General features: G+C 71.8%; 2 protein-coding genes and 2 pseudogenes. All 4 read right to left on the minus strand.

Going from position 1 to position 3,312, the window contains the following annotated elements:
* A pseudogene (locus GXW71_RS34300) lies at positions 1–501 on the minus strand (tetratricopeptide repeat protein); the annotation flags it as partial.
* Between the two features lie 237 nt (positions 502–738).
* Positions 739–1,206 (minus strand): peptidoglycan-associated lipoprotein Pal, encoded by a 468-nt coding sequence (gene pal, locus GXW71_RS34305; protein ID WP_211858547.1) that lies wholly within the window; start codon positions 1,204–1,206, stop codon positions 739–741.
* A 135-nt stretch (positions 1,207–1,341) separates the two neighbouring features.
* Entirely contained in the window at positions 1,342–2,712 is a 1,371-nt protein-coding gene (gene tolB / locus GXW71_RS34310; RefSeq protein WP_211858549.1) for a Tol-Pal system beta propeller repeat protein TolB, read from the minus strand.
* A gap of 58 nt (positions 2,713–2,770) precedes the next feature.
* A pseudogene (locus tag GXW71_RS34315) lies at positions 2,771–3,312 on the minus strand (hypothetical protein); the annotation flags it as partial.

The raw sequence follows: 3,312 nt of genomic DNA on the forward strand, positions 1-3,312 counted from the left end.
CGCGCTGGCGGCGGCCGGCTGCGGCTGGGCCGGCTGCTGGCCCAGATTCTGGCTTCCCGCCGGCGGCTGCGGCGGCTGCGGCCGGGCATCGCCCCGCTGCTGCGGCCGTGCGCCGCCCCGCCCGCCCTCCAGCGCATCGAGCCGGAATTCCAGGTCGCCGCGCAGCTTCTCGATATCCTGCGTCAGTTGCTGGTTGCGGAATTCCGCTTCCTGGGCGCGGCCGCGCAGGCGGCGCACCTCCTCCTCCAGCTCGCCGACGCGGCCGACGAGCGCGCCGACCAGCTCCCCGCTGCCGGCAGGCGCCCCGCGCGGCGGCGGCGCGACGGGGGCACCGAGCGAGGAACCGCCGCGGCGGAGCTGGTCGAGGTCCCGCCGCAGCTCCAGCAACTGGTTCTGCAGCGCGATGCCCTCACGGCTGTCCATCTGGGCGCGGGCGGCCGTGGGCGCCAGCAGCGCGCAGCCGAGCAGCGCCACGGCGAGGATACGAGTGGGGTGGGGCAAGGCTCCGGCCTCCATGTCCTGAACCAAAACGCGATCCATGCGTCGCGCCCCAGCATAGCCCGTCCAGGCGGATTCGCCTGCATGGGTGCTGATGCCGGGGGACACAACGCCGCGCCAAGGGGAAGCGGGCACCGGGGCGACGCAACCCCCGATACCGGAAAAAAGCGAAGGGCGGCCGCCGGGTGGCAACCGCCCTTCCGAAACCCGCGGCCCGGCCATGAAGGCCGGGCCCGCCGATCAGCGCACTACCGTGACGGCGCGGCGGTTCTGCGCCCAGGCGCTCTCGTCCGAACCGAGCGCCGCCGGGCGATCCTTGCCGTAGCTGATGGTGGAGACGCGCGCACCGGCGACGCCGCCCGCGACCAGCGTGTCGCGCGCCGCATTGGCGCGACGCTGGCCGAGCGCCAGGTTGTATTCACGGGTGCCGCGCTCGTCGGCATGGCCCTCGATCTGCACGGTCACCGAGGAATTGCGCTGCATCCATTCCGCCTGGCGCTGCAGGACCGGGCGCTGATCGGCAGCGATGGTGCTGCGATCGGTCGCGAAGAACACGCGGTCGCCGACATTGGCCACCAGGTCCTCCTGGCTGCCCGGGCGGATGGTGCTGCCGCCGCCACCGGTCGCAGCCTGGTTCTCGTCGGTGTTCGAGCAGGCGGCGAGCAGTGCAAGCGCCGCGAGGGCGCCGAGGAGCGGCTTGGTGGTCATCAGCGATGTCCTTTCCATGGGGGGGCAGGGGGAATTTGGCATGCCCTGGATGCAAAGGGCGATATCCCCCACCGGTTGCGCTTGCGCAAGATGTTTCCCGCAGGTGTTGCCCGCCAGGTGGAGCGATTCCTTCCCTCAGGCGAGCAACGGCGACCAGGCCGGGTCCGAGGCATCGGTCGGCGTCTGGATCGGGCGTTCGTTGAAGCCTGCGATATCGATCGAGACCAGGCGGGAGGAATAGCCGCTGCCGCGCGAGTCGCGGGCCGGGGTTTCCCGGTAGAACATCAGGACGCGGCCATTCGGCGCGAAAGTCGGACCTTCCATGCCCCAGCCCTCGGACAGGATGCGCTCGCCCGAGCCGTCAGGGCGCATCACCCCGATCGAGAACTGCCCGCCCGAGATGCGGGTGAAGGCGATCAGGTCGCCGCGCGGCGACCAGACCGGGGTCGCGTAGCGGCCGCGCCCGAAGGAAATGCGGCGCGCCCCGCCGCCACCGGCGTCCATCACGTAGAGTTGCTGGTCGCCGCCGCGGTCCGAGTTGAAGACGATCTGCGCGCCGTCGGGGGAGAAGCAGGGCGAGACATCGAGGCCGCCGCCCGAGGTGAGCTGCCGCTCCCGGCGCGAGCCGAGGTCGACGACGTAGATATTGGCGTCGCCACCCCGCGTCGAGGACAGCACCACGCTGCGCCCGTCCGGCGAGAAGCGGGGCGAGAGCGTCATGCCCGGGAAATTGCCCAGCGCCTCCTGCCGGCCGGAGCCGAGGTCGAACAGGTAGACGCGCGGCTCGCCCTGCTGCTGGTAGGACATGAAGGCGATGCGGTCGGCGCTCGGGTGGAAACGGGGCGTCAGTGCGGCGTACTGGCCACTGGTCAGGAAGCGGTTGTTCTCCCCGTCCTGGTCCATGATGGCCAGGCGCCGGACGCGGCGGTCGCGCGCCCCGCTTTCCGCGATGTAGACGACGCGGGTGTCGAAATAGCCCTTCTCGCCCAGCAGCCGCTCATAGATCACGTCGCTGATCAGGTGGGCGATGCGGCGCCAATTGGCCGATGGCGCGGTGAAGGCGGTGCCCTGGAGCTGCGCTTCCGGGTTCACGTCCCAGAGGCGGAACTCGACCCGCACCTGATCGCCCCGCTGCTCGACGCGCCCGGTGGTCAGCGCCTGGGCACCGATGACGCGCCAATCCTGGAAGCGCGGCGTCTGCGCTGCGGCTTCCGGCGTCTGGATGAAGGCCTGGCGCTCGACCGGGCGGAACAGGCCGGAATTGCGCAGATTGGCCTGCACCACGCGCGCGATGTCGCGGCCAAAGCGATCGCCGGCGAAATCCGGGATCGCGATCGGAATCGGATCGGTGCGGGCCCGGGTGATGTCGATCACCGCACCGCGCCCCTGGGGCTGCTGCTGGGCTGCGGCCGGCAGCGGCACGGCCATGATGCCGGGTGCGACGAGGCCGGCACCGGCGCCAAGCAGCAGGGTGCGACGGGACACGGCAGTGACGTTCGGGTTCATAGCGATACGAGCCCTTTCAAATTGAAGCGGAAGATGGAGGTCTCAGCCTTGGCGCTGCTCATCGCGCCACCAGCCCTCTCGGGTTGAAGCGGAACACGGAATCGCGCAGCGCGCCCAGCTTGTCCGGCGGGACGCGCAGGGGATTGCAGCGCGGGCTCAGCATGGCGCGCCGCGCCGCTTCGTAGACGGCACGCGCCCGGGGTTCGGTCGGCACGCCGCGATCGCCGGGTCCGACGGTGCGGATATTGCCCTGGGCATCGAGGCCGGTGATGCGGAGCTCGACCACGATGCTCGCGAGATCGGGCGCACCCGCATCCACATTCCAGCATTCGCCGATCTGATCGGCGATGCCGCGGATCTCGCCGGCGGTGAGGTTGGACTGGCCGGTCGCGGTGCCGCCGCCGGTCTGCGGCGCGGCGCGTGGGTTCGGGCGCGCGGTCGGCGCCTCGCGCTGCTGCTGGGTGGTGCGCAGCCGGTCGAGCGTGTTCAGCACACTCGACGTCCGCTCCTGCGGCCGCGCGACCGGCGGCGTGGAGGCGGTGCCCGGCGTGCGCGCCGGCTCGGGCGGCGGCGGCGTCGGGGTCGGCGGCAGGGGCAGCG

The sequence above is a fragment of the Plastoroseomonas hellenica genome (assembly GCF_018129085.1).
Classification (GTDB): domain Bacteria; phylum Pseudomonadota; class Alphaproteobacteria; order Acetobacterales; family Acetobacteraceae; genus Plastoroseomonas; species Plastoroseomonas hellenica.

Excerpts from the sequence above, each read along its gene's own strand:
- tolB (WP_211858549.1), bottom strand. The coding sequence starts at position 2,712 with ATGAACCCGAACGTCACTGCCGTGTCCCGTCGCACCCTGCTGCTTGGC.
- pal (WP_211858547.1), bottom strand. The coding sequence starts at position 1,206 with ATGACCACCAAGCCGCTCCTCGGCGCCCTCGCGGCGCTTGCACTGCTC.